This is a genomic window from Erythrobacter sp. (assembly GCF_039988855.1).
Taxonomy (GTDB): domain Bacteria; phylum Pseudomonadota; class Alphaproteobacteria; order Sphingomonadales; family Sphingomonadaceae; genus Erythrobacter.
Map to the genome: position 1 here is coordinate 849,472 of NZ_JBDXIY010000015.1, position 26,791 is coordinate 876,262.

Below are 26,791 nucleotides of genomic sequence, written 5' to 3' on the forward strand. Positions count from 1 at the left end.
CAATGAACACTCAAGAGATGACTGCAAAAATTGCTAACGGCCAGGGCTTTATTGCAGCGCTTGACCAATCGGGCGGTTCAACTCCCAAGGCGCTTCGGGGCTACGGTGTGGAAGACAATGAATGGTCGGGCGATGATGAAATGTTCGCTCAAATCCATACTATGCGCAGCCGGGTCATCACAACGCCTTGTTTTTCCAGCGGTAAAGTTATCGGTGCGATCTTGTTCGAGAGAACCATGGACGGTGAAGTCGATGGAAAAAGCACAGCAGACGCCTTGAAGGCGCGCGGCATTGTACCGTTCATCAAAGTGGATCAAGGCTTGGCGGACGAGGAAAACGGCGCGCAGATGATGAAGCCATTGGACAAACTTCCTGCGCTTCTGGAAAAGTCAGTTGGTTACGGCATGTTCGGCACCAAAATGCGTTCGGTTATCAAGTCCGCAAATGCGCAAGGGATTGCGAACGTGGTGGCGCAGCAATTCGAAGTCGGCAACCAAATCGCGGACGCTGGCCTTATGCCGATGCTTGAGCCTGAATTTGATATCACCTCTGACAGCCGTGAGGAGGGTGAAGACACCCTTCTGGCGGAGATCATGAAAGGTTTGGACGCGCTGCCCGAAGGCCGCAAGGTCATGCTCAAGCTGTCTATCCCGGTAAAGCCGGGGCACTACGCCCCAGCGATTGAACACCCTAATGTGCTGCGCGTCGTGGCGCTTTCTGGTGGTTATTCAACCGATGACGCCTGCGACCATTTGGCCAAGAACCCCGGCATGATCGCAAGCTTCTCGCGCGGCCTCCTCCAAGATCTGCGCAAGGGCCAATCAAACGGTGAGTTTGACGGCGCACTTGGCAAGGCGATCAACCAAATTCAGGCGGCCAGCGTAGCGGGGTAAGGGACGCTTGTCCTGCAATGGTCTTTGCAAGGGGGCTTTGCCTAGGTGAGGCCCGTCGCTATGGGGTTGACCATGAGCGACATTGCAACACAGCTGTACCTTATCTCCCCGCAAGATGTAGGCGGTGATTTTCCTGACCGACTTGAGCGTGCTCTTAAGGCGGGTGAGGGGCTTGTCACTGCGTTTCAATTCCGGGTGAAGGGGCTCGCCGACCAACATGAGGCCGCTCGCTTGGCAGAGCCTTTACTAGAAATCTGCACCGCGCACGATGTCGCTTTTATCGTGAATGACGATGTGGCCCTTGCCAAACGCCTTAAGGCAGACGGTGTGCATTTGGGCCAAGATGATGGCGATCCTAAAGAAGCGCGCGAGGAGCTGGGCCGCGATGCGCAGATCGGTGTAACCTGTCATGCCTCAATGCATATGGCGATGGAAGCGGGCGAGGCGGGTGCAGACTATGTCGCCTTTGGCGCTTTCTTCGAGAGCACCACCAAGGACAAAGGCGATGCAGAGCGTCCGACGACTGAGATGATTGAACAGTGGGTAAAGCTGTTTGAAATTCCGCTTGTTGCTATCGGTGGGATCACGCCTGCTAATTGCGGGCCGTTGGTGGCTGCTGGCGCAGACTTTCTCGCCGTTTCCGGCGGTGTCTGGAATGGGGATGAAAGCAAAGCCGTGCGCGGCTTCAAAGAAGCGATTGACGCCGCGCAGTAAGTGCCGAGCCTATTGCCGCCGGTCCGCAAGCCTTGTGCATAGCAGTTCGCTGCGCTCACCCTTGGCATCAGTCTTAAGCAGTTGGTTTTCACCAACGCGTTCAAACAGCTCACCATTTTTGGGGCCTGCGGTGAACGTCAGTTTGTTTCCGCGCAGAATGTAGGTGCCCGTGCCCGCAGAATTTCGGTAGCGCGAAGCAGTGCTGATACGAAACCCTTCTGCATTCACCACCTTGTACGCAGCTCCGCCCGCATCACCAGGCAAGGTGCACTCATATTCTCCGTGCGGCATTGTCCGCAGCATTCCCCCTGTCGGAAGGGAAGCATGCTCGAATTGTCCAGAATGACCTTGCTTAGACAAGACAGGCCCAGCCGTCGCGACAACCGCTCCGGTCACGGCTAAAAGGATGATGAAAAGTGTTCTCATGCTTCGCTTGTATAGCTCTTGCCAGCTTTACTACCGATTTACCGTAAGTACGGCCAGCGTGTTAACCGTAAAAAAATGCATCCTATGCCGGAGGCGGGCGTAGTCATTCACTGCGCTTGCCCCGCATGGACGGAGCGGCTATTGGCGCCCATTGATTTCCAGTCAGGGTGCGCGCTCCAAATAAGCGACAGCGCCTTTCACATTTTTCGAAAGCATTTGTCTCATGAAAATCAGCGGCGTTGACATCCGTCCCGGCAATATCATCGAGTATGAGAAAGGCATCTGGAAGGTTGCCAAGATCCAGCATACCCAGCCAGGCAAAGGCGGCGCATATATGCAGGTCGAGATGAAGAACCTTCAGGACGGCCGCAAAACCAACGTCCGCTTCCGCAGCGCGGATACGGTGGAAAAGGTGCGCCTCGACACGCAGGATTACCAGTTCCTTTATGAAGACGGCGACATGCTCGTCTTTATGGACACGACCAATTATGAGCAGATCAACCTTCCCAACGATCTTCTCGGCGATGCGCGAGCGTTCCTTCAGGACGGGATGCAAGTGATGCTTGAGCTGTGGGAAGAAAAGCCAATCAGCGTACAATTGCCGCAACAGATCGAAGCCGAAATCACCGAGGCCGATGCCGTGGTGAAGGGTCAGACTGCCTCTTCGAGCTATAAGCCCGCCGTCCTCGACAATGGCGTTCGCATCATGGTTCCGCCTCACATCGAGAGCGGCACTCGCATTATCGTCGACGTGTACGAACAAACTTATGTTGGGAAGGCCTAAGCTCTCATGAGTATGTTTTCAGGCCTGATCCGCGTGATGGAACGCGCTGCTCGCAAAGCAGGTGGACGTTTGCGCCGTGACTTTGGCGAAGTTGAGCATTTGCAGGTGAGCCGCAAAGGCCCAGCGGACTTTGTTTCAAAGGCCGATATGCGCGCAGAACGCGCGATCTATGACGAACTGCTTCATGCACGGCCCGATTGGGGCTTCGTGATGGAAGAGGCTGGCGTCATCGAAGGCGCGCCGGACAAGCCGCGCTGGATCGTCGATCCTCTCGATGGAACGAGCAATTTCTTACACGGAATTCCCCACTTCGCGATCAGCATTGCAGTACAGGAACCGCGCCTTGGCGGCCCGGATGCGCAAGGGAACGCTTGGGGTGAAGTGACCGCTGGTGTCATCTACAACCCGATCCTTGACGAGACGTATTGGGCCGAAAAGACCCGCGGTGCATGGCTGCAAGACGCGCGGCTTCGCGTTTCAGCACGACGCCATTTGTCAGACGCTTTGATTGCCACTGGCATTCCGTTTCAGGGACACGGCGACTTTGCAGAGTGGAGCCGCATTTTCTGCGCGATCGGTCCAGAAGTTGCAGGTATCCGCCGGTTCGGCGCGGCCTCGCTTGATCTTGCCTATGTGGCGCAAGGGCGTTTTGATGGTTTTTGGGAAAGCGACCTCAACGATTGGGACACGGCTGCTGGCTGCCTTCTCGTGCGCGAGGCGGGCGGGTTTGTATCTGACTATCGCGGACGCTCTGAACAGATCCATTCCAAACAGATTATCGCTGCAAACGATGCGCTGCATTCCAAACTGCACAAAATTCTAGCGGGAAGCTTGCGATAAACGCCAAGCCCCGCTAACAGCGCGCTTCCGCTTTGCACGGAAGTGCCCCTGTGGTGGAATTGGTAGACGCGTTCGACTCAAAATCGAATTCCTAACGGAGTGCCCGTTCGAGTCGGGCCAGGGGCACCATTTTTTCTCACAACAACGCGTTATGATTGCGTCTCCGACGCGAACCGCAGGGGTTCCAGTGCGGATGGTTGCGAAAACACTTGCCATCACGCCTGCAAATTGAGAAACCTTGGGGCTCAAGCTGATTATGATTGAAGCTCCCTCCTATCACGCAATGGCCGCAATGGCTGTCACGGTCTTGATGTTTATCGAGTTCGTTCGCGGGCGCTTGTCGATTGAAATTGTTTCGCTACTTACCATCGCCGTTATCGCGGTGGGGCTCTATTTCTTTCCGCTTCCTGACAACAGGCCGATCGACGGCCTTGCACTCGCCTTTGGCGGATTTGGGCATTACGCGCTCATAACCATCTGCGCATTGATGATTATGGGCAGGGGACTTGTGGTCACAGGGGCACTGGAACCCGCCGCGCGGATACTTGAGCGATTGTTCAAGTTCAATCTGCAAATCGGGCTGCTTATATCCTTGGTGATTGCGCTGGTGCTGTCGATGTTCGTCAACAACACGCCTGTTCTGGTGTTGATGATCCCGATCTTCGCAGCGCTCGCTGCGAAAGGCGCGCTTCCTACGTCAAAGACGCTGATGCCGCTCAATGCGGCCAGCCTTATTGGCGGACTTGCAACAACCGTTGGTACCTCGACCAATATTCTTGTGGTTTCCATCGCTGTTGACCTTGGGATGCGAGAGATTGGTGTCTTTGATTTTACGCCGATTGTGATGGGCGCAGCGCTTATTGCGCTCCCCTATATGTGGCTGGTGATGCCTCGCTTGCTTAAAGATAACAGTGTTTCGGCGGCGGCGGGTGCGCGCATGTTCCACACGCGCCTGCGCGTTGGCAGCGATTCTATGCTGACGGGCAAAGAGCTTTCTGAAATCGAAGAGAAGCTTCCCGGCGGGATCACCTTTCACGGCAAACCCACCGGTCCATTTCAACCGCAGCAACGCGTCCATATCTCTGGCACGCATGAGGCCTTAGAAGATGCGACCCGCGAGCTGCGCGGCGAATTGGCCCCCACTTGGGTGCTCGACCGGATCAAGCGCACAGCCTCTGCTAAGGGCCTTGATCAGATGGTCGTGGAGATGACTGTCACGGCGGATTCGCGCCTGATCACACGGACACTGCCCAGCTCTGGCATCGCAGACCTTTACGGTGTGGCTGTGCTGGGTATCCACCGACCTGACCGGTTGATGGGAGAGCGCGACCAATATTCCGATGGGGGCGATCTGCGTATCGTCGAAGGCGATGTGCTTCTGGTCATGGGGATAGAACCTGATCTTCAGGAGTTTTCGCGTGCTGACAGTCTTCTAATGCTTGAAGGCGGACGCGAGCTTCCTCGGCGATCCAAAGCGTTGTTGTCCACCGCCATCATGGGCTTCTCGGTTGTTATGGCCGCGTTCGGTTTCTTGCCTATCGCAATTAGTGCGCTTGTCGGTGCGATCCTGATGTTTGTGACCGGCTGCGTGAAGTTTGACCGGGTGGGAAGGGCGCTTTCTGCTCAAGTGATCGTGCTGGTCGCGGCGTCCATCACCATAGGGCGCTTTATCGATGAAAGCGGGGCCGCGGCTTGGCTGGGTGAGAGCTTGTCGCTGGGTCTTGTATATCTTCCGCCTGCGCTGGTTCTGGCCGCAATCATGGCGTTTGTGACAGTGCTCACCAACTTTGCCTCCAACGCGACCGCCGCGACCGTCGGCACGCCGATTGCGTTTAGCATTGCCGCCACATTGGGCCTGCCTGCTGAACCGCTTGTGCTGGCTGTGCTGTTTGGGTGCAATCTATGTTACGCAACGCCGATTGCCTACCAAACCAACATGCTGATCATGGCAGAGGGTAAGTATGAGTTTGCCGACTATATCCGCACCGGTGTTCCGCTGGTGGTGATTATGGTGATGGCGCTCTCGGTGCTCTTGGTGATGAGTTATGGGCTTTAGGGGCGGTTATTAGGCCCTTTCAATAACCGGCTGTTTACAGCGAGAAAAAGCTCTTCAACATTTTCCTACATTGAGGCCATCTGCGATGGTTCGCGAATGCCGCAAGGGTTAGCATTCATCTCATCGAATTCACCGATTAATTGGTCCTTCGGTGATCGATCAGATTTTTGCCTTTGGACAGTGTGCCAAGTGTGTCAAAAACCTCTATTTAAAGAGCAAAAACAGAAAGTTGGTTCAGATCGCGAATTCGTTCTGCTCCGCCCAAATAATTACGGCCATCGACACAGGCGCGAACCTGCAGCGATGGCCGTGTTCTCCTCCCCAGGAGAAATTGGTTATGGGAAAACGCCTTATGCTTTAGCTTGGTACATATGTTCCCAAGCGGTGGTGCAGGGCGTTGATCTTGGCCAGTTCCTCGCGGTCTTCGGTTCCACGCGCATGGCTCTCAAGCGCGCGGCGCAAGAGCTTCATATCAGCGGTCGAAAGAAGCGCGCGGGCGCGGGCTGGTTCTGTGCTTGGGGTATCGGTGTCGCTCATCGTATCTCTCTTTACTGGTCCGAGATGGACCTAATGAGTTTAGCTAATGACGGGTCGTTTCGGTTCCCGCAAGGCCAGTCTTACGCTGGCCTTGCGGGTCCCCTCTCCAACTCGTTACGCGGCGGCGAACTGGTTCCCACTGACGCCTTAGGCGGCAGCGAATTGGTTCATCGTGTTGTCTTTGCCGCCGGCCTTAAGGGCTGCTTCACCGGCAAAGTACTCCTTGTGGTCATCGCCCATGTCGCTGCCTGCCATGTTCTGGTGCTTAACGCAGGCAATGCTTTGACGGATTTCTTCGCGCTGCACGTTCTTGACGTAGCCAAGCATCGCTTGCTCACCGAAGTATTCTTTCGCAAGATTGTCGGTGGACAAGGCAGCCGTGTGATAAGTTGGCAGCGTGATGAGGTGATGAAAGACGCCAGCACGTTTCGCAGCGTCTGCTTGGAAGGTGCGGATTTTTTCATCGGCTTCGATGGCAAGGTCGGTCGCGTCATAGTCGATGCTCATCAAGCGGTCGCGGTCGTAGGCAGAGATGTCTTTGCCCGCTTCGGACCAAGCGTCGAACACTTGTTGACGGAAGTTGAGGGTCCAGTTGAACGAAGGCGAGTTGTTGTAAACGAGCTTTGCGTTCGGGATGACTTCGCGAACACGGTCCACCATGCCAGCGATCTGCTCGACATGGGGCTTTTCGGTTTCGATCCACAGGAGGTCTGCGCCGTTCTGAAGCGAGGTGATGCAGTCAAGAACGCAGCGATCTTCGCCAGTGCCAGGACGGAAGCTGTAAAGGTTCGATGGGAGGCGTTTTGGCGCCATCAACTTGCCGTCACGGCTGATAAAGACCTGACCGTTGGTGATGTCAGCGGGGTCCACTTCGTCGCAGTCAAGGAATGCGTTGTATTGGTCACCAAGGTCGCCTGGCTCTTTCGAAAAAGCGATTTGCTTAGTGAGGCCAGCGCCGAGCGAGTCGGTCCGGGCAACGATCACGCCGTCTTCAACGCCCATTTCGAGGAAGGCGTGGCGACAAGCGCGGATCTTCTGAAGGAAGTCTTCGTGCGGAACGGTCACTTTGCCGTCTTGGTGGCCGCACTGCTTTTCGTCAGAAACTTGGTTCTCGATTTGGAGCGCGCAGGCACCCGCTTCGATCATCTTCTTGGCAAGGAGATAAGTCGCCTCTGCGTTACCAAAGCCGGCGTCGATATCGGCAATAATCGGAACCACGTGAGTTTCGTAATTGTCGATGTCGTTCTGGATTTGCTGTGCTTTAACATCGTCCCCCGCCTCGCGAGCTGCATCAAGAGTGCGGAACATACCGCCAAGCTCACGAGCGTCAGCTTGCTTGAGGAAAGTGTAAAGCTCTTCGATCAGTGCAGGAACAGAAGTCTTCTCATGCATGGATTGGTCGGGAAGCGGGCCAAACTCACTGCGAAGCGCGGCTACCATCCAGCCAGAAAGGTAGAGGTAACGCTGTTTCGTTGTGCCAAAGTGTTTCTTGATAGAGATCATCTTTTGTTGAGCGATAAACCCATGCCAGCAACCCAGCGATTGTGTGTAGTGGGCAGGGTCCGCGTCATAGGCTTCCATATCGGCGCGCATGATTCTTGCAGTGTGTTTCGCAATGTCGAGCCCGGTTGGGAAACGGTTCTGGATCGCCATACGGGCGGTCGCTTCGGGATCGATCGCGCCCCAGCTTGGACCGGCTGCAGAGATGGTGCTGCTCATTTCGGCGATTTTGTTTTGATAGGTCATGGGGAGGTCCTTAAGTCTCTGAGAGGGGTATGCACCTTCATTGCCATGGTGCAGCGCAACACAACAGGAAAACTTACAGACTTTGTTGTCTGTATAGCTCTATTTCCGGTAATTCTTGTGTAACTATGTAAAGTTATTTACAGATTCGATATGGCCGACTCTTCACTCCTTGCAGGACCATCCCTGCGTCGCCTGCGCAAACGCGAAGGCCTCACTCAAGCTGCAATGGCGGCTTCACTTGGCATCTCACCTAGCTATCTCAACTTGATCGAACGAAACCAGCGACCTTTGTCTGCACGGGTCTTGGTTCAAGTGATCGAACGCTTCGACTTTGATCCGCGCGACCTGCGTGAGGACGAGGCGATTGGCGGTATTGACGGCCTCGCACGCCGAATGGCGGATAAACGGTTTTCTGACCTCAATATCGACCGAGAAGAATTGCAGGAGTTCTTGTCAGCCGCTCCGCAAGCTGCCGCAGCCTTTGCCCGGCTCTATGACAATTCTCATGAACGCGAAGGCGGCACAGAGGATCCCATCGGGGAGGTGCGCGAAGCAGTGGAGCGGTGGCAAAACCACTTCGCCGATCTCGATCACAGCGCGGAAAAACTCGCTGACGAATTGCGCCTTTCACGCGGCGATATCAGTGTCGCCTTGATCGAACGTCTTCGCGAACGACACCGACTTAGTGTCCGAGTGCTGCCTGCCGAGGTCGTACCGGGTCTTGTGCACCGTCTCGACCTTCATGCGCGCCAATTGCAGCTTTCGGAAATGCTAGGCGGAGCAGCGCGCCGGTTTCAGATTGCTCGGCAGATCGCCAGCCTTGAACAGCGCGAAGAGATCGAATTGGTGGTCGAAGGCTCTAATTTGTCATCACCCGAAGCGCGGGAGAGATTTCGCGAGCACGTGACCGACTATGTCGCCGCGGCATTGTTGATGCCGTATGGGCGTTTCCTGAGGGCATGCGAGCAGACGGGCTACGATCTGCCGATTCTATCGCGCCGGTTTTCGGTTAGCTTTGACCAATTGGCACAGCGCCTTACCACCCTGCAACGTATCGGCGAACGCGGTCTTCCCTTCTTTACAGCATGGTTTGGACGGACGGGGCGCATGGTACATTTCAGCGGCGGGGCAAGCGGTGCGATCTATCCTCTGGATGGAGCTCGTTGGCCTGCATGGGCGCCCTATGCTTCCTTCGAAAGCCGCGGAACCATGCACACGCAGGCTGTGACCTTTGGCGAAGGGGAAGCTGCGCCCAAGCATTGGTTCACGGTTGCACGAACAATCGAAGTGGACGGTGCCGCGTGTTCTGCGCGCAGGTCCATCGTCTTGGGGCTTGAGGCGCGTTTCGCAGGCGAGATTGCGCAGGCGCGCGGTGTATTGCTTGACCCTCAAGATGCCGTGCCATTGGGAGCGGGATGCCCGCGCTGTGGACGATTGGAATGTCTAACACCCGCACCGGCGCGGCTTGCGATGCGGGAGGATTGACTGGAACGTAGGCGATTGAGGCCAAGCTTTATCACAGCGTTAACTCCTGATTCCCTCAGTTTTGCGGGGCTTACAAAGCCAGTGTAAAGTTTACCGACACTTAAACTCTCGCGCGTAGAGGGGGGAAACTAGAGTTTCTCAAGCCTAAGGCACCTGCGCTGCAATGATCCGTTTGTTCAAGCATTATATTCCCCATGCCGTTTTGCTTCTCGGCATGCTTGATTTTGCGCTTTTGGTGATCGCCAGCGAGACCGCATGGTTGCTTCGAGCCAATCAGATCGGAATGGATCTGGGCCCTATTGAGGGCCGCTGGGTGCCCTTGTTGGGCTCAGCTAGCGTCGTCTGGCTCGCGATGATCGCAGTTGGGGTTTACGGGCCTTATGCTTTGAGATCCCTTCGCTTTGCCAGCGCCCGTCTGCTTGTGGCGATCAGTCTTGGAATCATCGCGCTTGCAACTATCGACTGGCTTTTGCCCGGCGAGACCTTTTGGCGATCCACTTTGCTTTACGCGATGGGATTGTCGATCTTTGTGCTGATTGCTGACCGGCTGCTACTCAATAGTTTTCTCGGTTCATCTGCCTTTCGTAGGCGCGTCATGGTCTTGGGAGCAGGGGACCGAGCACAACGTTTGCGCAAACTTGGAGACCGGCCTGAATCTGGCTTTGTGATCGTGTCGTATATCTCGATGGGCGAAGCAGATCGCGTGGTTGAAGAAGCGATCGCGCGAGAGGCGATCCATGATTTGGGCCGCTTTGTTGAAAACCTAGGTGTGAGCGAGGTTGTGCTTGCGCTTCAAGAGCGCCGCAATTCACTGCCTTTGAGCGATCTTTTGCGGATCAAAACCAAAGGCGTTCACGTCAATGATTTTTCCAGCTTTCTGGAGCGGGAAACGGGCCGGGTCGATCTTGACACGGTCAATCCCAGCTGGCTGATTTTCTCCGATGGCTTCTCCAGCAGCCGGATTCTTTCCAGCGCGGCAAAGCGTGTTTTTGATATTCTTGCGAGCTTGATCCTGCTGCTTTTGACTTTCCCGATCATCGCGCTGTTTGCGCTGATTGTGAAATTGGACAGCAAGGGGCCTGCCTTCTTTAAGCAAAAACGGGTCGGACTGTATGGTGAACCCTTCTACCTCGTCAAACTGCGTTCAATGCGCACTGATGCGGAAAAGGATGGTGCAAAATGGGCTGCGGAAAACGATGACCGGATCACCCGCGTTGGCCGTTTTATTCGCAAAGTTCGCATCGACGAGCTTCCACAAACCTGGAGCGTGCTCAAAGGTGAGATGAGCTTTGTAGGTCCCCGTCCGGAGGTGCCAGCTTTCGTCGATGATCTCCAAGAGGAAATACGGTTCTATCAAGAGCGCCACATGGTCAAACCCGGAATTACCGGGTGGGCACAGATCAATTATCCCTACGGTGCGTCGACAGAAGACAGCCGTAAGAAGCTCGAATATGATCTCTATTACGCAAAGAACTACACGCCGTTTTTGGACTTCGTAATCCTGCTGCAAACGGTCCGCGTTGTGCTTTGGCCGGAAGGAGCACGGTAGTAGTGCCTGTGTTTGCCGACTTTACCAATATGATTGCGCTGATCTGCTATTTGATCGGCGGGATTGCTGCGGCGGGCGCCGGCGTCTGGATCGCGCGGGCGGGGGACGACAATCGCCCGGATCGCGAAGCTGCACTGATTGCATTGGGCGCGACCGTCATCTGGTGCAGCCTGTCGATCGCAGCCGAACCAGGATCAATTCTAATCGCCATTGCTGAAACGGCGCGCAACCTTGCGCTGCTGGCCGTGATTTTTCAGCTCTTTGCTGCCGACGGGCGAGATGAAAGCTTGAAGCCAACTAGGCCGGTGATTGTCACGCTTGTTCTGGTTCAGCTTTTCCAGCTGCTGGTGATTGCGATCGAGAAACAGGCAACCGAATTTCCGCAAGTCATGCAGCTTGCAAGTGAGATCGGCGGGCTTTTCAGCATGATGATCGCGATTGGTGCTCTTGTGTTGCTGCATAATCTTTATGCTGGCGCGGCCTCGGCATCGCGGCGGATTATCATGTGGAGTGGGATTGGGCTTGGCGCATTCTTTGCCTACGATCTCAACCTTCACACGCTTGCGTATTTGGGTGAAACAAACCCGGTGGTTTTGGGGTCGTTCCACGGAATCGTCGCAGGTGTTATGGCCATTATGATGGCAGTTGGCGCCAATTCGAGCAGCGCAGGGCTTGAATTCCGCCCCTCGCGCGCGGTGACGTTCCAAACACTCTCACTGCTTGTCATTGGTTCCTATTTGATCATCATGGTGCTCGTCACCCGTAGTCTTGCGCTGCTTGGAGGAGACGTCGGCAGAGCCAGCCAAATTGCATTTCTGGTTTTCGCCATTGCAGCGGCAATCATTTGGTTGCCGTCGCAGCGTATCCGCCGCTCTCTGCGGGTTATGGCAGCAAAACACTTGTTCCAGCACCGCTATGACTACCGCGAAGAATGGTTGCGTTTCACACGCACAATCGGCCATGCATCCAGTTCTGGCAGCAGCTTCAAAGAGCGCGCGGTAAAGGCGGTTGCAGACGTCACCGATAGCCCTGCAGGTTTGCTGCTAATGCCAAATGAAGAAGCCCAGCTAGAGCTTAACGCCCGTTGGAATTGGGCGACGCTTGATGTTCCTGCGCTGGCTAGCGACTTCAATTTGCCGGGCATTCTTGAGCAGCACAATCACATCCTTGCCTTGGATGAGACCCGTGCAGGTATCGAATATTTCGGTGAGCTGGAGCACATTCCGAGTTGGCTGAGCGAGGCAGAGGACGCATGGGCACTGGTGCCGCTTCTTCACTTCGATCGTTTAGTTGGGGTTATCGTCCTTGCTCGTCCGCGTATTGAGCGAAAACTCGACTGGGAGGATTTTGACCTCCTGCGCGTCGTAGGCCATCAATTGGCAAGTTATCTGGCTGAGCAAGCCGGCCAGCAGGCGCTGATGGATGCAAGCCGATTTGATGAATTCAACCGGCGAATGGCATTCGTGATGCACGATATCAAGAACATCGCGAGCCAACTCTCGCTGCTTTCGCGCAACGCACAAAAGCATGCCGATAATCCGGATTTCCGGGCTGATATGTTGGTCACCTTGCGCAATTCTTCGGACAAGCTGAATGCGCTTCTTGATCGGCTTGGCCGCTATGGCGCAGGGCACGCGCAAACAGCGCATGAGCTGGATCTGGCAGATCTAGCGGTCAAAGTGTGTGAGCGGTTCAAAGGTGTACACCCGGTTTCGCTGGCGCGTGCTGACCGGGTCACCGTGCTTGCTAATGCCGAAACTGCAGAACAGGCGATCCTCCATCTTGTGCAGAATGCGGTCGACGCCAGTGAGCCGGGTGAACCTGTTATAATCAACACGCAGCGCGATAAGCTGACCGGCGTGCTTGAAGTCGTGGATTCTGGCACGGGCATGACACCAGAATTTATGCGCACCGGTCTGTTCAAACCATTCGTATCGTCCAAGCAGGGTGGCTTTGGTATTGGTGCCTTTGAAGCGCGCGAAATTATCAAAGCGATGGGCGGCCGGCTGACTGTCGAATCCCGCGAGAATATTGGCACGCGCTTCTGCGTTAGTCTGCCGCTGCCCGAGGCGGCGCGCATGATTGACGAAAAAATGAGTTCGCGCACGCCGCCCGACAAAATCAATCAGAATATCACTCAAGAAAGCGAAGAGGCCGCCTGATGGCTGATAAGAAACCCGTATTGCTCGTTATTGAGGACGATGAAGGTCTACAGGCTCAGCTGAAATGGGCCTATGAGGACTTCGAAGTGGTTATCGCAGGCGACCGAGACAGTGCGATTGCCGCCCTGCGCAGCGAGATGCCAGCGGTGGTCACTCTTGATCTGGGTCTTCCACCTGATCCCGATGGCACAACCGAAGGCTTCGCCGTCCTTGATGCGATTATGGCGCTTAAGCCCGACACCAAAGTGATCGTGGCGAGCGGCCATGTTGCCCGCGAAAGCGCGCTTCAAGCGATTGAACGCGGTGCGTATGATTTCTACCAGAAACCGGTTGATATTGAGCAGCTTGGTTTGATCGTCAGGCGCGCGTTTAATCTGCACAAAATCGAAGGTGAGAACAGACGCCTCGTAGCGAATGCGAGCGAGGATAAGACAGTGCTTGGCCGCCTCATCACGGGCGCGCCAGAGATGGTGAAAGTTGCCCGTACAATTGAACGCGTTGCCTCAACCAATGTTTCTGTCATGCTTTTAGGTGCAAGTGGCACTGGCAAAGAGCTGCTTGCTCAAGGTTTGCATGATGCCAGCAACCGCTGCGACAAACCGTTCGTTGCAATTAACTGCGCCGCGATCCCAGAAAACCTCTTGGAAAGCGAGCTGTTTGGGCATGAAAAGGGCGCGTTTACCGGAGCGGTGAAGACGACCGAAGGTAAGATCGAAAGCGCGAATGGCGGCACGCTCTTCCTTGATGAAGTTGGCGATATTCCGCTGCCGCTCCAGGTGAAATTGCTCCGCTTTCTGCAGGAACGCACGATTGAACGGATAGGTGGGCGCAAGACCATTGAAGTCGACACGCGCATTGTGTGCGCCACCCACCAAAACCTTGAAGGGATGATTGCAGAAGGCACATTCCGCGAAGACCTGTTTTATCGGCTTGCAGAAATTGTGGTCCGCATTCCGGGCCTTGCCGAACGGCATGGTGATGGGATCCTTTTGGCCAAAGTGTTCCTGAAGCGTTTTGCCAAAGAGATGAACCCCGCGGTCACCGGTTTCGCCCCTGATGCATTGAAAGCCATTGATGGACATGATTGGCCCGGCAATGTGCGCGAGCTTGAAAACCGTGTGAAACGCGCTGTGATTATGGCCGATGGTAAATTGGTGGGGGCAGGTGACCTCGATTTCGAAGTCGATGATGAGGAGGACGAAGAAGTCCTCAACCTAAAATCTGCGCGCGAGCAATCAGATCGTCGGGTCATCCGCCATGCGCTTGCCCGCAGTGAGGGCAATATCTCAAGCACCGCAAAGCTCCTGGGAATCAGCCGTCCGACCCTTTATGATTTGCTCAAGCAGTACGATCTCCATGCTTAGAAGAACACATATGATCGCAGTGCTGGCTCTGGCGAGCGTGGTTGTTACGGGTTGCTCCAGCGAACCTACAACGGTTGAGCCCGTCCAGCTTAGCGGAAGCGAGGATTTTCTCAGGGTGGTTGAGGACGCGCGGCGATTTGTTCGGCAAGGCGATCTGGCGTCAGCTGGCAAAGCCTATGACGAAGCGCGAGAGATTGATCCCAATAACCCGGGTCTGTGGGTCGAGATTGCGCGCCTTCGCTTCTTGGGCGGTGAAAACCTTACAGCGATCGAGGCGGCGGATCATGCGCTAGAGCTTCAACCAAATTATGGGCCGGCGCTTCTTTTGCGTGCGCAGATGGTACGCGATGCAAATGGTATGGAAGAAGCCCTGCCATGGTTTGAAGCCGGGAATTCAGCAGATCCCGGCAATCAGGAAATGCTAGGCGAATATGCCGCGACACTGGGTGATCTGGGTTTCAACCGTGATATGCTCGATGCCGTTCGCGATCTTGCAGAGTTTTCGCCAGACAATGAACAAGCGCTCTATCTTCAGGCCGTGCTTGCTGCTCGCGGTAATAATCCAGCCGTGGCGGCACGTTTGCTCGAAAGAAGCCGTTATCTGCAAAACGATGTGCCAGCGGCAAAGATGCTCGATGCGATCATTAATATGCAACAGGGCAGTTATGATACCGCCGCAAATACGCTTGAGAGCTTAGCTGATGAGCAGCCGGCAAACATGCGGGTAAAAGAACTTCTGGCCAAAGCTTGGTGGCTTGGTGGCCGCGATGATTTGATCGCAGAGGGTTTTGGCGAAACCGCCAAACGTCCCGATGCTTCATCGTATCTCGTGATGCTGGTTGGCCGCGCAATTGAACGTTCGGGCAATCGCGAAGCAGCGATCCCCTACATCGAACGCGCCAATGCGCTAGGCAATGGATCAAGCTATGTCTTAACGAGCGAAGGCGGCCTTCCTGCCCCGACAAGCCGTTTGCGAGGACTTGTTTCAGCGGGTAATCTGAGCGAGGCACGCGCTGTCGCCGCGAGCGTGGTTCGGGAATTTCCGCAATCAGGTGATGCCTATTCACTTGCCGGTGATGTTGCTCTTGCCAGCGGCCAGCCTTTGGCTGCCATCGAAGCATATCAGGTGTCTGCCAAGGTGCGCCGTTCATGGCCGCTTACACGAAAGCTGACGGCGGCGATGTTGGAAGCCGGGGAGAGCGGGACTGCTAAGGCTTTGCTTTCAAGGTACATCCAAGGCGATCCGCAGAACTTAGATGCGTTGATGGTGCTTGCCCGTCTTAGCGCACAGGAAGAAGATTGGCTGCGCGTTGCAGTCCTTCTCGACACAGCAATCGCACATGGAGCGGGGAGCGATCCAACGGCTCTGGCGTTACGGGCACAAGCGGCACGCGAACTGGGTGATGAAGGCGATGCAAGTCAAGCAGAGGCCATGATCGCGGACCTTGTGGCCGAACCCTTCCTGTAGAAAGCAACCCGACTTCCTCGACAATTTTGTATTGCACAGGCAGGGGCGTAGGCAAATGTTGACCCGCTTCTCAATCCTTGCTGACCCAATGATAGTGGTGCTGCTTACTGCGACGCTATTGGCGAGCGTGTTACCCGCAACGGGCGAAGCGCGCGGTATCGCGCAAATGGTTTCAAACGTTGCAATCTTCCTCCTCTTCCTTGTGAATGGGATGCGCATTGCAAGAGGGGAAATTGCAAAGGGGCTGGCGAACTGGTGTTTCTTTGTGCCCCTGGTTGCATGGGTATTTGGCGCAATGCCCTTGATCGGCCTTGGCCTGTCTTCCTTGGCAGTGACTGTTTTGCCGCCATTGGTGGCCTTAGGCTTCCTGTTTCTGGGTGTGCTTCCATCAACGATACAATCGGCAACCTCTTACACCAGCCTTGCAAATGGCAATGTTGCGTTATCTGTGGTGGGGGCAGCCCTGATCAACATCGCCGGGGTCTTTATCACCGCGCCGCTGTTTGCTCTGCTTGCGGGAAGCGAGGCTGCGGATATCGGGATAGAGACGATTGTGCGTATCGGCATCATTCTGATCCTGCCCTTTATGATTGGACAAGCCGTTCAAGGCTGGACCATCGATTGGCTGAAAGAGCGCAAAAGCGATGTCGCGTGGCTCGACCGGATCGTCATTGGTATTGCGGTTTACGTAGCATTTTCAGGAGCGGTTGAACAAGGTTTGGGGCAAATGTTCACGCTTCTTGGCTGGGCGGCGCTCATTGGATTGATCATAGCCTATCTTATGACCGCAACTTGGGGCGCTTGGTTGACAGGTGGGTTGTTGAATGTGCCACGCGGAGACCGCATCGCCTTCCTGTTTGCTGGCGCTCAAAAGAGCGTTGCCATTGGCGCGCCATTGGCGGCAATTTTGTTTGCGCCAGATGTGGCAGGATTCGTTATCGCGCCGCTTTTGCTGTATCACCTGTTACAGCTGATAATCGCAGCGCCTCTTGCCAACATGCTTGGCAAAGAGACTAGCTCTTAGGCTGATAGGTCTGTTCTGCTGTCGGGAAGGTTCTCTCGCGCACTTCTTCAGCGTAATGCGCCACTGTCTTTTCAATGACAGTGGCAATGTCTTCATATTTCTTCACAAAGCGTGGTACGCGTTCAAACATGCCCAGCATGTCTTCGGTCACCAGAACCTGCCCATCGCACTGAGCCGAGGCACCAATGCCGATAGTGGGACAAGACACCGCTTTGGTTGCTTTGATCGCAATAGGTTCCAGAACCCCTTCAAGCACAATTCCAAACGCGCCTGCTTGATCGAGTGCAATCGCATCGCTCACAATCTTCTCAGCCTCCGCGTCCGACCGCCCGCGCGCCATATAGCCGCCAAGCACATTTACGGCTTGAGGGGTAAGGCCCACATGCCCCATTACCGGAATGCCGCGCTGATTTAGAAATTCGACTGTTTCGGCCATAGCTTCGCCGCCCTCAAGCTTTACCGCTGCTGCGCCCGTCTGTTTGAGCAGATAGGCGGCGCTTTCAAACGCTTGTTCTTTGGACGCTTCGTAAGAACCAAAGGGCATGTCTACAATCACAACCGAATGATACGAGCCTCGCACCACGGCCGCCCCATGATTGGCCATCATTTCAAGTGTCACCGGGACGGTGGAGGGGAGGCCATAGATCACCTGTGCAAGCGAATCTCCGACGAGCAACAGATCGCAATGTGCATCCAAAAGCTGTGCTTGCCGTGCGGTGTATGCGGTCAGCATTACAAGTGGTTCTTCGGTCATCCCATCCTTCTTGCGCGCCCTGATCTTGGGCACGGTCAGCCGCTTCATCGGCTGGGGAGTAGGATTGGCTCGGCTGGTGCTCGTATCGAGTTGGAATGTTGTGGACATATGGATGATTTAGCGCTCTGTTTCACAAAGGCCAATCAAGAGTTTTGCCAACCCCCTTGGCGCGCGGGCGAAAAACTTGCACAAAGGCTCTGTAGTTGAGGGATTGCGCCCATCAAGGGCGCTCTTAAAAGGAATATCACCACATGGCAGCAGTAGGTTCGGGGGCGAGAGCCGGTCATGAGAACTGGTCATCGCGTAGCGCTTTTATTTTGGCAGCCGTCGGCTCTGCAGTTGGGCTTGGCAATATGTGGCGCTTTCCAGCGGAAGCAGGAGAAAATGGGGGCGGTGCCTTTGTCCTCTTCTACATCTTCTGCGTGCTGTTGATTGGCTTGCCTGTTCTTTTGTCAGAGGTTTTGATCGGCCGGCACGGCCAAGCCAATGCACCCGAAAGTGTGCGCAAGGTGGCGCGCGATTCAAATGCGCCTGAAGGGTGGAGTGTGCTGGCCTCTATCGGCGTGTTTGCGGCGTTTCTCATCCTCAGCTTTTACTGCGTTGTTGGCGGCTGGGTGGTCTATTACATCGGCGTGTTTGCCAGCGATCTGTTCCAAACCGGGTTGGCCGGAGGCGCGTTTGAAGGGCGCAATCCAGATGATATCAAGGCGTTGATGCCGGGCTTGTTTGGCGATGGCAGTTTGATGGTCGCACTCAATCTGGGCTTTCTGGCGGTGACGATGTTCTTCGTCGCTCGCGGGGTTTCAAGCGGAATTGAATGGGTGGCAGTCTATCTTATGCCGCTGTTTTTCATACTTTTTCTTGCCATCACAATTTATGGCGCATTCACGGGTAATTTCGGAGATGCGGTGGCTTATCTCTTCACCTTCGATTTTTCCAAGCTAACGGGCGAAGTTATGCTGGCCGCTGTCGGTCAAGCGTTCTTTTCGCTTTCGCTGGGTGTTGCGGGTATGATGACTTACGGTGCCTATGCCAATCGCGACACCAATTTGGGCGAAACTTCCGGTATTATTGCAGGCGCTGACACGATGGTTGCCTTGTTGGCGGGCCTTGCAATTTTCCCGATTGTGTTTGCTGCAGGCCTTGCGACCAATGCGGGACCAGGGTTGATGTTTGAATCTCTGCCTTTGGCTTTCCAACAGATGCCTTTTGGCTCTCTGATCGGTTTGGCTTTCTTTGTGATGGTGTTCTTCGCAGCTTTGACTAGCTCGGTTTCACTTCTTGAAGCGCCTACAGCGTGGACTTTTGAGAAGTTCAAGATTGCGCGGCCTGTCGCAACAATCATTGTCGGCGCGGGCGCGGCAGTTTTGGGCGCGCTGTCTGCGCTATCCTTCAATGATTTGGCGGAGTTTTATCCACTTGGCTTCATCCCGCTGTTCGCCGAAACCAACTTCTTCGATACGCTCGACGGGCTGACGGCGAAGCTGTTTATGCCAATTGGTGCGATTTTGACCTGTATCTTTGTCGGTTGGATCGCCGATGCGCGGCTTATCGACAATGAGAACGGTCTTGATGGTGCTCTGCATAAGCTTTGGCGGGTGCTGGTACGCTTTGTGTGCCCGATTGTTCTGGCTGTGATCTTGTTCGTAGGTCTTACCAGTTAAGAGAAATAAGGAAGAGCGCACACTTGCACTCTTTCTTCACATGTGGAACATAATAGGAACAAGGGGACTGTTGGCGAGTCTCCTGCTATGTTCCTATGATAAAATCCGAACCTCTTCCTCGGCCTGAAATGCCGCCCCTTCCGCGCCTCTCGAGTGTGGATGTCGCTGCTCTATCAAAACAGCGTGAGGCGCGTTGGCGACCGTGCCTTGTCGATCAACCTCTGCATAGCGAGATTTTTGCCAGCGTTAGAGATGGCAGCGGGGCAGGGCTGGCATTGGCTTTGGCACGCGATGCTTTGGCGGTTGCAGGTGCCAAAGAGGATGCGCTGGTTGAGGCAGAGGACCGGCGCCAGCTCCTCTGGGTACAGGACAAGCGCGCGGTTCAGATGAATGGGCGGCCTTACATCCACGCTCTGCCAGAAGAATGGCGCGAACGGGTGATCTGTGTCGAAGCTGGCAAACCCGAAGATGCCCTGTTTGCATTGGAAGAAGGGCTTAAATGCCGTGAGTTAGCTTGCGTAATTGGAGAGATTGCGGGCAACCCGCGTGCGCTCGATTTTACCACATCGCGCAGACTTAGCCTGACAGCGGAAAAGCATGGTATCGCCTTGTGGTTGGTGCGGCTCGAGGCTGAGGCGGATTTGTCTTCTGCCCGTATGCGATGGCGCACACGGCCTGCGATTTCTTCTGAGTCGAGGTGGAATCCAGCTTGTCCCGGCACGCCTGCTTGGCAGGCGGAATTGTTCCGGGCGCGTTCTCATGCACCGGGAGAGTGGAGGCTTACCTCTAAAGACGGGCGATTGTGCGACGATGCACCGCCAAAGCAATCCAATCGTCCTCTAGAGCACCATCCAAATGTCCCTCTCTTCCTCTCCCAAAGATCACCGCACAGGTCGCCGCATTCTGGCAATCTGGTGCGCGCGACTTTCGGTCGATCGCTGGCGGCTGTCTCAAGAGGTTAAGGCGCGCGCGGCTGAATCTGAGGGAGATGATGAAAGGCTTGGTGCGAAGGAACCTGCGACAGTCCTCATCACTGAAACGGCCCATGGCCCGCGCATTGATGCGGTGAATGAAGCAGGGATCGAGGTGGGCGCGCGTTCAGGCACAATGCTCGCCGATGCCCGCGCGCTGTATCCAGGGCTCAAGACTGCTCCATCTGACCCGGCAGGTGATCTCGCCTTCCTTGAAAAGCTTGCCGTGTGGGCACAGCGTTGGGGGCCGTGGAGTGCGCTTGATCCGCCTGATGGCGTGCTCGTGGATGTAACCGCAGTCGCACATTTGTTTGGCGGGGAGCAGCGATTGTTAGCCGATGTGGAGAGCGCCTTTGCAAAACGGCATTTGGCGGTGCGCGCGGCTATTGCGCCCACAGCAGGCGCAGCGTGGGCGCTGGCGCATTACGGACCGCCTCTTGCGTGTGGGGGGAGCATTCTCAACGCTTCTGATGATGGAGAGGCTATGATGCGCCAACTCGCAGATATGCCAGCAGCGGCGCTTAGGCTCGATACTGATGTGCTCATTGTCCTGCGCCGTCTTGGGCTTAAACGTCTGGGGGACCTTTCCGACATCACCACAGGTGCCGTCAACCGCAGCGAAGCGGCTGCACGAGATGCGCTCCATCGCCGGTTTCGGGGACGCAAATCACCATCCGCGAACCCGCTTATCCGGCTCGATCAATTGCTGGGCAGAGTGCCTGAACCTCTGCTCCCCGTCGTTCCTCAGCATATGCCTTTGGTTCAGCGGCGTCTGATGGAGCCCCTCCGGCATCGCTCGCTACTGGATCAGGTACTTGCTGATTTGGCCCAAGATATGGCGCGCGAGCTTGAAGCGCAGGGGAAGGGGGCACGGCGGCTCGAACTGGGGATGTGGCGCGTCGATGGCGAGGTTATTGTGCGCCGGTTAGAGCTGGCCGCTGCCACCAGAGATGCGGCACACATTACCCGCCTGTTTGCTGAAAAGCTCGAGGGGATCGAGGCGGGTTTTGGCATCGAAACCGTACGCCTGCGCGCCAGCTGGGCTGAACCCTTTGCGGCCACTCAAGGCGATGTGGAAGAGGCGGCGGAACGCCACGGTATCTCTCTGTCCGCCTGTATCGACCGTTTGAGCGTTCGCCTTGGCCCCAATGCGGTGCGCCGCCCGGTTGCCCATGCTAGCCACCTGCCCGAACGCGCACAGAGTTGGCAGCCGCCGCTTGCGCCCGTTGCTGCTTGTGACACTTTGACGCCCCCCGGGACAAGGCCGCTCAAACTGCTGGACCGCGCAGAGAAAATCGCTGTGCTTTACGCCTCACCCGATGGCTATCCCCAGCGCTTTCGCTGGCGGTCCCGCGTTCATGAAGTGACCCGTGTTGAAGGACCTGAACGCATTGCACCTGAATGGTGGAGGGAGCGGTCCTCCACACGCCTTCGTGATTATTACCGTGTCGAGGATGAGCAAGGCGCGCGTTATTGGATATACCGTTCAGGCATTGCGAGTGATGGCCGCGGTGGTACTCCGGATTGGTTCCTTCACGGTATTGATGCGTAAACAGATGGAAATCATGCCCTTATGGTTATCTATTGTTAACTTGTCTCTGCGAAAATTCAGACATGGCTACTCAACAAGCCCCTCGCGAATCTGATCGGCGCCATCTTCAATTGATGGTGAAGGGACGCGTGCAATCGCGCGCGATCTTTGCCGATCTGTTGGATATCTCAGAAGGTGGTTGCAAACTTCGAGCGAGTTCTGGCTTTGCCAGCGTAGGCGACCGAGTGACAATTCGCATGAATGGCATTAATGCTCCCTTAGGCAAAGTTGCCTGGGTGGATGGTAAGATGGCGGGTGTTGCGTTTGAAAGCACCATGCATATCGCCGTTCTGGACCACCTTTGTGCAAGCGTTGAGAACGCAAGCTTCGGTGAACTGCAACGTATGCACCGCGTGTAGGCTGAACCAGAGCCCAATCTCAAAGACGCATGAAAAAAGGGACCAGGAGGATTATCCGGCCCCTTTTCGTTAGCAACCGTCGAAGCTGCTTTTTGATTTTTGGATTAGCCCGCGCTGAAAGGCAGTGAGCTGTGATGCAGGACGATTTTTAGATCGCCATTCTCGTCTTTTTCATAGGCAAATGAATACTCAACCTTGGTCACGCCGCCATCAGTGTCGGTGAACATGTAGTTGCCCATCGCGACCGCCATATCGCCGCTTTCTGAGATGACCGTACCGTTGTTGTCCCATGCAACAGCTGTGTAAGGCTTGATCGCAAAGCCGCCGTCTTCGGTGCCTTCGGTACCCACGAAGTAGCTCAGCGCTTCTTCTGTGGTTTCGCGGAACTGATCTTCAGCCGCCAAGGTTGGTTTGAACAGGATGGTTGCATCGTCGCCATAAGCATAGTGGGTCGCGATGTGTTCAGAAGCACGCGCGCTGTAATCGCCTTCTTCTGTGAAGGTTGCGCCAATTGCGACAATGCCTTCGCCCCATGCGATTTGTGCTGCTTCAACTTCTGCTTGGGTGATTGGGTTTGCGCTCGCAGCAGTTGCTGCATCATCGCCGCCGCATGCAGCCAGAGCAAGCGAACCAGCAGCGATGACACCAACGTAAGCAATCTTTTTCATAATTTTCTCCTTGGGCCCTCATAGAGCGTCTAAAGCTTGTGTCTTATATACGGCAGCGTGCTCGGGCGCAAAATTGCTCAGCAAGCCTAGGCCGGTGAGTGTAGGCTGGATACGTATATGAACGAGGGTGGCGGTTAAAGGTTTTGCATTTGCTGGATTGTGGAAAGGAACATATATAGAACAAATGCCCGAAACCCCGCTTACTCCTGATAAACGCACGCTGGAACTTGACCCTGACCTGATTGCGCCACCACCCAAGGCACCTTTCGTAGAGCTGGGGTTGGTGAGCTGTTTCTCATTCCTTCGCGGAGCCTCCGATGCGGTGGACTTGGTGATGAGCGCGCGCGAGCTGGGTTATGATGCGCTGGGGATCGCCGATAGCAACAGCTTTGCTGGTGTTGTGCGGCTTCATACTGAGGCAAAGACGCTCAAACTGCGACCTGTGATCGGCACAAGGATTGAGACGATCGAGGGGGTCGCCTTCCTCGCCTATCCCAAGGACCGTGCCGCTTATGGCCGTCTTTCGCGCTTGATCAGCCAAGGGCGGATGCGGACGATCTCGGGTGAGTGGCAGGAAAAGGGTGTGTGCGAGATCAGCCTTGCGATGTTGGCGGAGCATTCTGAGGGTGTGCAACTTATCCTCCTTCCCCCGGATAATCTGGACGCAAAGCTCACAATTGAGGTTGAGAATAATGTTGTTCCTCTTCGGCCTGAAGATGGCGCGGCGGGGATGATGAGTGTGACGGCTTCATTCCCTGAAATCCTTGGTCACCTCACTCACCAACTCTCAGGCCTGCATCACCTTGCCGCCAGCTACCTTTATAGGGGGGATGATGCGGCGAGGATCGATCGATTGGATGACCTTGCCCGTGCGCATGGTCTGATGCTGCTTGCGACCAATGATGTGCACTACCACACAGCTGCGCGGCGTCCCTTACAGGACGTTATGACGGCGATTGCGAATAAGAGGACCGTGGCTGAGGCAGGACACTTGCTCCACGCCAATGCTGAGCGACATTTGAAGTCGCCGGACCAAATGGTGCGCCTGTTTGAACGCTGGCCTCATGCAATCCATGCGGCGCGCGATATTGCGGATAATTGCGACTTTTCTCTTGATGAGCTTGCTTATGAGTACCCGGAGGAGATTTACCCCGATGGCATGACCCCGCAAGAATTCCTTGAGGTTGAAACATGGGCCGGGGCGCAGCGGCGGTACCCTGCCAAAGATTATCCGGGGGGTGTTCCCGAAACCGTCCATGATACGTTGGAACGCGAGTTGGCCTTGATCGCCAAACTGGATCTTGCTCGCTATTTTCTCACCATCAAGGATATCGTTGATTTTGCCCGGAACGTTGATCCGCCGATCCTGTGTCAGGGGAGGGGGTCTGCGGCCAATTCTGCCGTCTGCTATTGTCTTGAGATCACCAGTGTCGATCCGGCCAAGCACCAACTCCTCTTCGACCGCTTCATCTCCGAGGAACGCAAGGAACCGCCCGACATCGACGTCGATTTCGAGCATGAGCGGCGTGAGGAAGTGATTCAATATATCTATGCCAAATATGGCCGCGAGAGGGCTGGATTGACGGCGACGGTGATCCATTACCGACCCCGTATGGCAATCCGCGAAGTGGGCAAGGCGATGGGTCTCAGCGAGGATGTGACCAGCGCGCTCGCGCGCACGGTCTGGGGCGGTCATGGGCGTGAGATCGGAGAGGCGCATGTCGAAGATATCGGCATGGATCTCAGCGACCCACATTTGAAACGTGTGCTTGCCCTGACAGAGCAAATGATCGGTATGCCGCGCCATCTCTCACAGCATGTGGGGGGATTCATCCTGACACAAAAAGCGCTGACAGAGACGGTGCCTATCGGCAATGGCGCTATGCCAGAGCGTTCCTTCATCGAGTGGGACAAGGACGATATTGAGGCGCTCGGTATCCTTAAGGTGGATGTTCTGGCGTTGGGGATGTTGACCTGCATCAAGAAATGCCTCGACCTGCTCGCCGATCACCATGACCGCCCCTTGACACTCGCCACTGTGCCGCGTGAGGATCCAGAGACCTATGCGATGCTGCGCAAAGGAGACTCGCTCGGTGTCTTCCAGGTCGAGAGTAGGGCGCAGATGAACATGCTCCCACGCCTTCGCCCGCGCGAATTTTATGATCTTGTGATCCAGGTCGCGATTGTGCGCCCTGGACCCATTCAGGGTGACATGGTGCACCCCTATCTCAAACGTCGCCGGGGTGCAGAGGCGGTTGCAATCCCCAAACCTTCGCCAGCGCACGGCCCACCGGATGAGCTTTCCAGCATTTTGGCGCGCACTTTGGGTGTGCCGATTTTTCAAGAGCAGGCGATGAAGATCGCTCTGGATGCGGCCAAGTTTACAAGCCTTGAAGCCAACCGATTGCGTAAGGCGATGGCGACATTCCGGTCGCGCGGAAAGGTCGATGAGCTTGAGGACCTGATGGTCGGCAAGATGGTTGAGCGCGGATATGACGAGGATTTCGCTCAGCGCTGTTTCAATCAGATCAAGGGGTTTGGAGAATACGGCTTTCCTGAAAGTCACGCGGCCTCTTTCGCGCATCTCGTCTATGCCTCCAGCTGGCTCAAATGCCACTTCCCAGCAGCCTTCGCAGCGGCGCTTCTCAATTCCCAACCCATGGGCTTTTATGCGCCCGCGCAAATTGTACGGGACGCGCGCGAGCATGGCGTGAAAGTGCTTCCGGCAGACGTGAACGAGAGCCAATGGAATTGCACGCTCGAAGAGACTGATGATGGGGCGGGTAATACCCGCACGGGCCGCCTCGACCGTCATATCGCGCTTCGTCTTGGCCTGCGTCAGATTGACGGCCTGCATGAACACATCGCAGCACAATTGGTGGCAGAACGAGGGGAAAACGGCCCTTATCGCGATGTCACAGAGCTGCGCGAGCGGGCGGGGCTATCGCCTCCTCATATCGAGCGGCTTGCAAGCGCCGACGCATTCACTTCGCTTGAGCTTTCACGCCGTCAGGCCTTGTGGGATGCACGTAGCCTTATTGCAGGACCTGACCTGCCGCTCTTCCGTGCCGCTGATGAGCGTGATGAAGGGGCAGAGATTTCACCTACTAAGCTCCCGACGATGCCTCTCTCGGAAGAAGTGGTAAACGATTATCAGACCACGCGCCTGAGCCTCAAAGCGCACCCGCTCTCTTTCCTGCGCCCGCGCTTGGCCGAGCGCGGCTTTGTGCGGGCCTGCGACCTTAAGAACCGCAAGTATCGCTCTATGGCGCAGGTTGCTGGTGTGGTTCTCATCCGCCAGCGGCCAGGCAGCGCTAAAGGCGTGTGCTTTATCACGCTTGAAGATGAAACAGGGGTAGTGAACATAGTGATTTGGCCCGATCTGATGGCCGAGCAGCGCAAGGTTATCATGGGCGCACGGTTGATGGAGGTGCGAGGGCGCGTCGAATATGATGACGAGGTGATCCATGTCATCGCACACCACCTCACCGATGCGACCGATCGACTATACTCACTGTCAGATGACATGCTTAATTCGCCTGTTGCACGTGCAGATCATGTGAACACACCGCTTCAAGGTCGCAAAGCATCAACTGAGAAAGGCTCGGTAAAGCCGGTAAAGCCACGCGACATTATCGATCCGCTACCGCCCTCACGAGGCCATCCACGCAACCATCGGATCATTCCTAAGTCGCGGGATTTTCACTAGAGGGGGCACATGGCACGAAAGACGCGT

The 26,791-nt window shown here is 55.6% G+C and carries 21 protein-coding genes and 1 tRNA gene; 17 read left to right on the plus strand and 5 right to left on the minus strand.

Annotation, left to right across the window (positions count from 1 at the left end; translation table 11 throughout):
- Positions 1–2: 2 nt before the first annotated feature.
- Both ABJ205_RS06950 and thiE read left to right on the plus strand, forming a co-directional pair.
- Positions 3–893 carry a fructose bisphosphate aldolase gene (locus ABJ205_RS06950; protein ID WP_348155306.1) on the plus strand — a complete coding sequence of 297 codons (891 nt, stop codon included), beginning with the start codon at positions 3–5 and terminating at the stop codon, positions 891–893.
- A 72-nt stretch (positions 894–965) separates the two neighbouring features.
- Positions 966–1,607 (plus strand): thiamine phosphate synthase, encoded by a 642-nt coding sequence (gene thiE, locus ABJ205_RS06955; RefSeq protein WP_348157132.1) that lies wholly within the window; start codon positions 966–968, stop codon positions 1,605–1,607.
- A 9-nt stretch (positions 1,608–1,616) separates the two neighbouring features.
- Here the strand turns inward: thiE and ABJ205_RS06960 are convergent, their stop codons facing one another.
- The gene (locus ABJ205_RS06960; protein WP_348157129.1) at positions 1,617–2,033 is read right to left on the minus strand and encodes an elongation factor P; all 417 of its coding nucleotides are present in this window, start codon (positions 2,031–2,033) and stop codon (positions 1,617–1,619) included.
- Positions 2,034–2,256: 223 nt separating this feature from the next.
- Here ABJ205_RS06960 and efp point away from each other — a divergent pair, with 223 nt between their 5' ends.
- From efp to ABJ205_RS06980, 4 genes are all read left to right on the plus strand, one after another.
- Positions 2,257–2,817 carry an elongation factor P gene (gene efp, locus ABJ205_RS06965; RefSeq protein WP_348157127.1) on the plus strand — a complete coding sequence of 187 codons (561 nt, stop codon included), beginning with the start codon at positions 2,257–2,259 and terminating at the stop codon, positions 2,815–2,817.
- Positions 2,818–2,823: 6 nt separating this feature from the next.
- Positions 2,824–3,657, plus strand: coding sequence for an inositol monophosphatase family protein (locus ABJ205_RS06970; RefSeq protein WP_348157125.1), 834 nt, complete (start codon positions 2,824–2,826; stop codon positions 3,655–3,657).
- A 44-nt stretch (positions 3,658–3,701) separates the two neighbouring features.
- A tRNA-Leu gene (locus tag ABJ205_RS06975) sits at positions 3,702–3,786 on the plus strand.
- Positions 3,787–3,913: 127 nt separating this feature from the next.
- Positions 3,914–5,713, plus strand: coding sequence for an SLC13 family permease (locus ABJ205_RS06980; RefSeq protein ID WP_348157123.1), 1,800 nt, complete (start codon positions 3,914–3,916; stop codon positions 5,711–5,713).
- A gap of 357 nt (positions 5,714–6,070) precedes the next feature.
- On the opposite strand, the gene ABJ205_RS06985 is transcribed toward ABJ205_RS06980, so the two are convergent.
- The gene (locus ABJ205_RS06985; protein ID WP_348157120.1) at positions 6,071–6,250 is read right to left on the minus strand and encodes a hypothetical protein; all 180 of its coding nucleotides are present in this window, start codon (positions 6,248–6,250) and stop codon (positions 6,071–6,073) included.
- A 147-nt stretch (positions 6,251–6,397) separates the two neighbouring features.
- Entirely contained in the window at positions 6,398–7,996 is a 1,599-nt protein-coding gene (locus ABJ205_RS06990) for an isocitrate lyase (protein WP_348155588.1), read from the minus strand.
- Positions 7,997–8,146: 150 nt separating this feature from the next.
- Between ABJ205_RS06990 and ABJ205_RS06995 the strand changes: the two genes are divergently transcribed.
- The 6 genes from ABJ205_RS06995 (at position 8,147) to ABJ205_RS07020 (ending at position 17,048) form a co-directional block, all read left to right on the plus strand.
- Positions 8,147–9,481, plus strand: a complete 1,335-nt coding sequence (locus ABJ205_RS06995) for a short-chain fatty acyl-CoA regulator family protein (RefSeq protein WP_348155587.1) — start codon at positions 8,147–8,149, stop codon at positions 9,479–9,481.
- A 163-nt stretch (positions 9,482–9,644) separates the two neighbouring features.
- Positions 9,645–11,030 (plus strand): TIGR03013 family XrtA/PEP-CTERM system glycosyltransferase, encoded by a 1,386-nt coding sequence (locus ABJ205_RS07000; RefSeq protein ID WP_348155585.1) that lies wholly within the window; start codon positions 9,645–9,647, stop codon positions 11,028–11,030.
- A gap of 2 nt (positions 11,031–11,032) precedes the next feature.
- The gene (prsK, locus tag ABJ205_RS07005) at positions 11,033–13,192 is read left to right on the plus strand and encodes an XrtA/PEP-CTERM system histidine kinase PrsK (RefSeq protein WP_348155584.1); all 2,160 of its coding nucleotides are present in this window, start codon (positions 11,033–11,035) and stop codon (positions 13,190–13,192) included.
- Positions 13,192–14,556 (plus strand): PEP-CTERM-box response regulator transcription factor, encoded by a 1,365-nt coding sequence (gene prsR, locus ABJ205_RS07010; protein WP_348155582.1) that lies wholly within the window; start codon positions 13,192–13,194, stop codon positions 14,554–14,556. The genes prsK and prsR overlap by 1 nt, the downstream gene beginning before the upstream one ends.
- Positions 14,549–16,024 (plus strand): tetratricopeptide repeat protein, encoded by a 1,476-nt coding sequence (locus ABJ205_RS07015; RefSeq protein WP_348155580.1) that lies wholly within the window; start codon positions 14,549–14,551, stop codon positions 16,022–16,024. Before prsR ends, ABJ205_RS07015 begins: the two co-directional genes overlap by 8 nt.
- A 55-nt stretch (positions 16,025–16,079) precedes the next feature.
- A complete protein-coding gene (locus tag ABJ205_RS07020; RefSeq protein ID WP_348155578.1) occupies positions 16,080–17,048 on the plus strand; it encodes a bile acid:sodium symporter family protein in 969 nt (322 codons plus the stop codon).
- Here ABJ205_RS07020 and panB read toward each other — a convergent pair.
- On the minus strand, positions 17,038–17,910 hold the full coding sequence (panB, locus tag ABJ205_RS07025) for a 3-methyl-2-oxobutanoate hydroxymethyltransferase (protein WP_348155575.1): 873 nt from the start codon (positions 17,908–17,910) through the stop codon (positions 17,038–17,040). The two genes, ABJ205_RS07020 and panB, sit on opposite strands and share 11 nt — an antisense overlap.
- Positions 17,911–18,053: 143 nt before the next feature.
- On the opposite strand from panB, the gene ABJ205_RS07030 reads away from it, so the two are divergent.
- From ABJ205_RS07030 to ABJ205_RS07045, 4 genes are all read left to right on the plus strand, one after another.
- Positions 18,054–19,466 carry a sodium-dependent transporter gene (locus ABJ205_RS07030; RefSeq protein ID WP_348155574.1) on the plus strand — a complete coding sequence of 471 codons (1,413 nt, stop codon included), beginning with the start codon at positions 18,054–18,056 and terminating at the stop codon, positions 19,464–19,466.
- Positions 19,467–19,561: 95 nt separating this feature from the next.
- On the plus strand, positions 19,562–20,428 hold the full coding sequence (locus tag ABJ205_RS07035) for a recA-like protein (protein ID WP_348155572.1): 867 nt from the start codon (positions 19,562–19,564) through the stop codon (positions 20,426–20,428).
- Entirely contained in the window at positions 20,322–21,989 is a 1,668-nt protein-coding gene (locus ABJ205_RS07040; RefSeq protein ID WP_348155571.1) for a DUF6504 family protein, read from the plus strand. The genes ABJ205_RS07035 and ABJ205_RS07040 overlap by 107 nt, the downstream gene beginning before the upstream one ends.
- A gap of 62 nt (positions 21,990–22,051) precedes the next feature.
- The gene (locus ABJ205_RS07045) at positions 22,052–22,387 is read left to right on the plus strand and encodes a PilZ domain-containing protein (protein WP_348155569.1); all 336 of its coding nucleotides are present in this window, start codon (positions 22,052–22,054) and stop codon (positions 22,385–22,387) included.
- Between the two features lie 104 nt (positions 22,388–22,491).
- On the opposite strand, the gene ABJ205_RS07050 is transcribed toward ABJ205_RS07045, so the two are convergent.
- A complete protein-coding gene (locus ABJ205_RS07050) occupies positions 22,492–23,055 on the minus strand; it encodes a phosphoribosyl-AMP cyclohydrolase (RefSeq protein ID WP_348155567.1) in 564 nt (187 codons plus the stop codon).
- Positions 23,056–23,239: 184 nt separating this feature from the next.
- Between ABJ205_RS07050 and ABJ205_RS07055 the strand changes: the two genes are divergently transcribed.
- A complete protein-coding gene (locus tag ABJ205_RS07055) occupies positions 23,240–26,764 on the plus strand; it encodes an error-prone DNA polymerase (protein ID WP_348510029.1) in 3,525 nt (1,174 codons plus the stop codon).
- Positions 26,765–26,791 lie beyond the last annotated feature (27 nt).